This window comes from candidate division WOR-3 bacterium, from assembly GCA_016934535.1.
Classification (GTDB): Bacteria; SDB-A; SDB-A; order SDB-A; family SDB-A; genus JAFGIG01.
In genome coordinates this window covers 1-6,455 of sequence record JAFGSQ010000044.1, presented here as the reverse complement: position 1 = coordinate 6,455, position 6,455 = coordinate 1, and the positions used below count along the sequence as shown (strand labels likewise).

The following is a 6,455-nucleotide window of genomic DNA, read 5'->3' as shown; positions in this document are numbered from 1 at the left end:
GTCGAGATCAATTGAGACAAGGACATCTTCTGCAAAAATATGTAATGGAAGGATCAGTGCCAAAAGCGCGAAAAATAATAACGCACATTTCATGATTTCTCCTTGTGTTCTTAATTTAATGGATAGAGAACTCAAAAGCTAGTGTATTACATGGTTCTGAAAATGTAAAATCATGTTTGATCTGAATTTCCAGACGGCAAATAAGGGAAAAAGGAAGGGGGCGGGTCATAAGCCTGCCCCCTATGAAAGAATATTTCAGTTTATAGGTACGTAGATGTCCAATTCTGACTCGGAACTCGAGGGGTTGAATCTTTCGTCGTACCATTCTAATTCAAAGAAATCCCCGGAAATCGGATATACACCGGAAGCCGCCCATTCGCTGTATATGAAACCGTAAGTTTCCGAAAGGCTTTCCAGAGAGCCTCTGTGAGTGAATTTCGCGTATTTATGCGCGGGAATGATGAGATAGGTCATTCCCTGAGGTATAACTGAGAAGTCCGTAACCTGCATTCCAACAAGGTGGAAGAACAAATAATCGTCGTCTTTCTCTTCTCCCCAGTAAGTTATACCCAAGCTGACTTTAGGGTCGGATAGATTCTGGATCTCTCCGATCTTGGCCATGTATCTCATCCAAAGATCGAATATCAGATTGTGCTTCATACTGATAAGGGACTGATAACCTATGACTGTCATTTCTCCGAGTTCTACTATCTCGGGATCGGGGTTTACTACTTCAGAATTCAACGATATAGAGAACGCAATGAGAAATGCCAGTAAAAACATTACCTTCATAGTCTACCTCCGTTGTTGAGAATATTTAAAAATTATATCATCGCAATTTTAAAAAGCAATTCTCGAAAAAATTAACAGACAAATAATTGACAACAATCTCAGGGTTAAATAAAATTTGGACATGATCGACTCTTTGACCGATTTTGTCCTCACGACTGCAGGATTTGAACTATTCATACTTGTTACGGTTCTTTTTTTTTATAATACAAAAAATAAACAGAACAGAGATCTTCTTGCTTCCTTTTTTCTTGTAAAAGCTCTATTAATGACCAGGTGGTTTGTTTTCAGGTTTAAAATTCTGTCCTATGATTATCATCTTTATTTACTTATCGTGACCAGCTCCTTATATTTTCTCCTGGCTCCGACTCTGTATCTGTATGTTAAATCAATGTGCTTCAAGAAATACGTACTGAAAGCTAAGGATTGGCTCAATTTCGCTCCTTTTGCTATAGTTGCCCTGTACCTGAGTTTCGCTTATTTATTTTACGTTTCGGGCGTTTCTTCCAAAAATCAACTGATTTATAAAACTTTCGACGTGTATCTTTGGAACGTATTTTGGACTGGTAATTTCATTCAGATAGCAATTTATGTTGTTCTCATTTTTAAGATCGTCAGAAATTACCAATCCGGAATTCTGGACAAGTATTCGTCCCTGGAGAAAATCAGCCTGTCGTGGATGTATTCCCTCTTGCTTCTAATCAGTCTCCACTGGATTTTCATCGTGTCAAGATCGCTGTTTTCGATTTTCAATATAGTATCCAACGATCTGCTGAAAATTGTCGATCTTTTTTCGATATCCATATATCTGTTTTACGTTACGGTTCTTTTTTTTAAAAGTCTTTTGAGGTTCAAAGACTTCGAAGGAATAGATCAGGCAAAAAATGGAAATAGACTAGATCAAGAAGAAATGGATATTCTTGAACTGGAGGTAAAGAGATTTATAAAAGAAAAAAAACCATTTTTAAAACCCGCTCTTACCATTGAAGACTTTTCACAGATGCTTTCTGTCCAGCCCTGGAAACTGTCAACAGTCATCAACGTCCGTTTCAAAACCAATTTTTACGGTTTGATAAACAAACATAGAATTGAAGAGGCAAAAAAAATGCTCAAAGATCCTCAGATGGAATATAAAACCGTTCTTCAGATACTCTACGAGGTAGGATTCAACTCAAAATCCACTTTTAATGACGTTTTCAAGAAGCTTACAGGGATGACGCCTGTTCAGTTTAAAAAAAGCGTCTAAAATTTTTTCATTTATTTCAATTATTTTTCAAAATAGATAGTCCGGCTTTTTAAATTCGGTCGACAAAAATAATAAAGTCTCCACTTTTATAAGCATAAAAAAGATTGGAGGACCTGTGAACTGGTCAGAGAAGATCCAATAATCGCAAAACTTCAGGAAAGGAGTACAGATGAAATTTCCGGTTTTAAAACACGCTGTCGCAATTTTCTTTGTCGCAGTTTCTGCAAAGGCACATGCAGACATAATAAGAGTCCCCGAAGAATATTTGTCAATACAGGAAGCAATAGATTCCGCCGGATATTACGGTGATACAGTGCTTGTTGGAGAGGGAAAGTACAGAGAAAATTTGTTTATCGACAGTAAATATATTGTTGTCGCAAGTTATTTTATCACTGACAATGACTGTTCTCACATAATCAATACTGTCATCGACGGATCAGCTCCAGCGAATTCCGACACGGCCAGCACTGTCTTTTTCAAAAACGTCGGCGACGCATCTTGCGTATTGACTGGCTTTACAATTACAGGCGGGAGCGGAACAGTCTGGGTGGACACCTCTTTTCCGACTTACACTTGGAGAGGAGGAGGCGGGATTTTCATGTATAACTCATCACCAGTCATAAAAAACAACATCATCATAGACAATCATGTAACAAACATAACGGGTGTAAACGGGGCGGAAGGGGGAGGCTTGCTGACATACGGTGGAAATCCTTTGATAGTGAATAATGTAATATCTTTCAATGAAGGCAGATATGGGGGCGGTATCGTCGTTGATTATTCTGGAGCATTGATAGTAAACAATGTAATAAGAGAAAATTATGGGGGAGAAACTTACGGAGGAGCAGGAATTTGGACTATCGGCAATTCCGGTGATTCAATAATTATCCAGAACAACACGATTGTCGATAATCATTCATACGGATCAGGTGCATATGGAGGAAGGGGAGGCGCGCTTTTCGCGTGGGGCAGCACTGTCTTTGTGAGGAATAATATAATCTGGGACAATACTCAGGCCACCGGGGGGCCTTTAGCGCCGGTTGATGGAGCAGTCATTTACGCTTCCTACTGCGACATAGAAGGAGGGTATTCCGGAACGGGAAATATCAATGTAGCGCCTCTTTTTGAAGATTCTTTGTGCCATCTTTCGAATTCATCGCCTTGCATCGATTCGGGTAACCCCTCATCGCAATTCAACGATCTGGAAGACTCTTTGAACGTAGGTCAAGCGTTGTATCCTTCAAAGGGGACTACAGTAAATGATATGGGAGTTTATGGAGGACCGTTATGCATTGATTTTGTTTTCTTCGGAAGCAATGTTGAGGAATCTAGTTTCCCGGTAGACGTTGTCTTTGGTGGAAAAAACTCCTGTAGTTTGCTTTCAGTGAGATTCAGCGGGGAGTTCAGGATATTTTTTACATTACACAGTTCCGGACACTACTGTATTTCCCTTTTTGATTCATCGGGAAGAAAAATCAAAAATATCCGGGAAGGTTATTTCAACGCCGGAGATTACGAAGAATCAATCAATCTATCAGGATGTCCCGGCAATACTGTTTTTGTTGTAATAAAAGACGATGAAAACATAATCGGAACGGCCAAACTGAACTGGTTTTGAGGTTTTATTTACGCAATAGGAAGATTGTCGCATAGTCTTCAATCCTCCGCCATTACGATTATCTTGTCGCCTTCTGAAAAAGTGATTTTTTCTGATTTGTCCGGATTGACGACTATTCCGTAGGCTTTTTCCGGGTCGTTCCAGAATTTTTTCAGTCTGTATCCTATCGCGACCTCGCTTTTGAGAGATGCGGATTTTAAAACAGTGTAAAAATCTATGGTAGTTCCGGTTTTGACGTATCTTTCCACCGGTTTGATATAGGTCTCCGAGCCCTCGGGATCGAAAAGGTCCTCGAAAACAGCGCTAAGGTATTTGTTTTCTGAAATCTGCGAAAGCAGAAGACTTATCAGGTTGTCGCTGATGATGAAGTCGTCGGCTTTGGTTATTTCGGCCAGATTCCGGTTCCTGACGTCAATCATTTCACTGACCACCGAGAAAGAATTTTTTGTGTTTTCGGAAATTTCTCTTATGTGCAGGAGGGTTATCAGAGTCTGAGAATCAGCTTCGTGCGGGGTGAGGTGGTCAGAATAACAAAGCAGGATGACATGGTTATAAGTAGGAATGTCAAGGCTTTCGAGGACTCTTCTGTCCGTTGTCTTGTTCCTTGAAATTTTGTAAGTCGCGTTTTTCAGCTGAAGCTGGGAAAGTCTTTCTTCAACACCGTTGTTTTCAATGTCGTATACAACCTGAATGAAAGAACCGGATGCGAGATAATTATCCAATTCCCTGACTATGATCGGCGCTCTCCAGTTCCACCCTATCAGCAGAATTCTTTGAGGCTTTTTTACGTCCTCGTGTTTTTCTACTATGGCGTTTTCGAAAATTTCGTGTTTTTCAACGCCCGACAGAACGACTGTGTCGTCGTCTTCGGATATGGCAATAATCTGGTCGCCTTCCCCGACAACAGTATCCATGGGAGGATTTAAAAGAGGCGTTCCCCCTTTCGGGAACAATCCTATGACAGACGAGTCTTCATAAAGAGCAAGTGTTTCCGAGAATTTTTTTCCATATAGTGAAGGTTCGTCCTTGAAATATATCTCGTCGCCTCCGAAGTCGAGAAGCTCGTAATAAACTATCGACAGACCGGACTGCAGGCAGGTCTGAGCCATCATTCTTGCGATTAATTCACCTGACAAGACTAGCTCGACTTCGTCTTTTCCGACCATTTTGGCTATTTCGACGTTTTCCGGATTTCTGAGCAGGGCGGTCACGTGGTAGGGTTCTTCTCTTCTGTGAGGGTTGTTTGTAATCGCCAGAATGGTTTTTATAACTTCCGAATCAGGATTTTCCGAGTCGGGAGAAAGGACTATTATGGATTTTGAAGTCTTGAGCCTCATAAGTTCGAGGTCGGCTAAATCGGCCGGGTTTCCTGTTCGGCAGACGACTTTTGTTTTTCCCTTGCTTCCGGTTTTTATCTTTATCTCGTCCTCCATCTCCACCTTGTCTTTGTCTGCAAGGATGGCTATGCAAGATTTTTTCTGATTTTCATTTGCAATAACGAGTTCTCTAATTATAGTGAAGACCTGTTCAGACCAACCCAGTATGACGGTGTGATTGGACTCGATAATTTTCGATCTGCCCTTTCTCATCGAATCGAGTCTCGATTCAAGTCCCGTTGTAAGAATACCTATGAGAGTGCTTATTATGAAAATACCTCCGAGAGTGACGCCGAACATGGAGAGGAGAAAGAGAACGTTTCCCTCATCTGCCCCCATTGTTCCCGGGTCAAGTGTTCTAAGCATGCTCATCCATATAAGTTTTATGAAACCTACATTTTCGGGAGCAGTGTGGGTCAGCAAAACGATTACAGAAAATATAAGCACAACGAGAAGCGAAAGGATTGCAAGCCATCCTATAAGAGCAGCAGGCCCTTTGGACATGACGTTGTCAAAAGCGTAGCTGAATTTTTCCCTGAATGTCACGCCGTCTTTGTCTTTCATGTTTTCTCCGGGTTTAATGTTAGCAAAAGAATCTTATATTTTTTTATTTGCTCATTGTCAATAGGTCAGTGAAAAGATTTTGATTTACGGCAGAGAAGAGGATTATCCGCGAATCCTAATTTGCATAAAGCAAAATAGAAAAGTTTATATACAATAAAATCATTAAACAAAAAGAATACTAACCGCGAATAGACGCAAATGAAGAAGAAAGAAAAATAAAGAAACTTTTTTTATAAAAATTTGTGTAACAAATTTTATTACTTCGTGTAGGCTGTATATTTGCTGAAAGCAAATATACAGACCTTCGTGTAAGATCTCTTATTTGCTTTTGCAAATAAGATAATTTCGTGAGAAGTTTACTCTGCTTCGTGGTAAAAAATTAGGTAACTATATACATTAAGGCACCAAATATGTGATTTACAACACCTCTCATCATCTATAATCCTTCCTCTTTACGCAACATATCATCATATAAATCTTCATCATCAAACACTGTTTATAATTGATCTTTATATAATTACAACTTTGATAGGAAAGAATAATAATTATTAAAACTAATTATTACGATTCAATTATTGGTTTAACAGGAAGTTGTAAAACTTTTAATGTCTTTTTTTCAATTTCCTTTTTATTATACTCAAAAATAAAATCAATATCTTCAGGGGATGGTATTATAAATCCATCAATTCTAATAATTGATCTACATATTATTTTTCCATTATATTTTATTTCAAAAGGTATTCTTTGAAGTTCAATTTGTTTATTTTTTATGATTAATTCTCCAGTTATTACATTATCATCAATATCTTCTTTTTTTGTAATAACAACTACTGAAAGTTTTTGTAAAATAAATGGAAAGCTT

5 protein-coding genes are annotated in these 6,455 nt (G+C 38.9%); 2 read left to right on the top strand and 3 right to left on the bottom strand.

Annotation, left to right across the window (positions count from 1 at the left end; genetic code table 11):
* Positions 1 to 255 precede the first annotated feature (255 nt).
* A complete protein-coding gene (locus JXL83_06820; protein MBN2363826.1) occupies positions 256 to 792 on the bottom strand; it encodes an AraC family transcriptional regulator in 537 nt (178 codons plus the stop codon).
* 121 nt (positions 793 to 913) lie between these two features.
* Here JXL83_06820 and JXL83_06815 point away from each other — a divergent pair, with 121 nt between their 5' ends.
* Entirely contained in the window at positions 914 to 2,035 is a 1,122-nt protein-coding gene (locus tag JXL83_06815) for a helix-turn-helix transcriptional regulator (GenBank protein ID MBN2363825.1), read from the top strand.
* A 169-nt stretch (positions 2,036 to 2,204) separates the two neighbouring features.
* Entirely contained in the window at positions 2,205 to 3,653 is a 1,449-nt protein-coding gene (locus JXL83_06810) for a right-handed parallel beta-helix repeat-containing protein (protein ID MBN2363824.1), read from the top strand.
* 38 nt (positions 3,654 to 3,691) lie between these two features.
* On the opposite strand, the gene JXL83_06805 is transcribed toward JXL83_06810, so the two are convergent.
* Both JXL83_06805 and JXL83_06800 read right to left on the bottom strand, forming a co-directional pair.
* On the bottom strand, positions 3,692 to 5,593 hold the full coding sequence (locus JXL83_06805) for a potassium transporter TrkA (protein MBN2363823.1): 1,902 nt from the start codon (positions 5,591 to 5,593) through the stop codon (positions 3,692 to 3,694).
* 561 nt (positions 5,594 to 6,154) lie between these two features.
* Positions 6,155 to 6,455 (bottom strand): hypothetical protein (locus JXL83_06800; GenBank protein MBN2363822.1); only part of this gene is annotated, 301 nt, incomplete at its 5' end.

Bases quoted from the DNA above. Each gene is read 5' to 3' on its own strand.
- JXL83_06820 (MBN2363826.1), bottom strand. From the start codon at position 792: ATGAAGGTAATGTTTTTACTGGCATTTCTCATTGCGTTCTCTATATCG.
- JXL83_06815 (MBN2363825.1), top strand. From the start codon at position 914: ATGATCGACTCTTTGACCGATTTTGTCCTCACGACTGCAGGATTTGAA.
- JXL83_06810 (MBN2363824.1), top strand. From the start codon at position 2,205: ATGAAATTTCCGGTTTTAAAACACGCTGTCGCAATTTTCTTTGTCGCA.
- JXL83_06805 (MBN2363823.1), bottom strand. From the start codon at position 5,593: ATGAAAGACAAAGACGGCGTGACATTCAGGGAAAAATTCAGCTACGCT.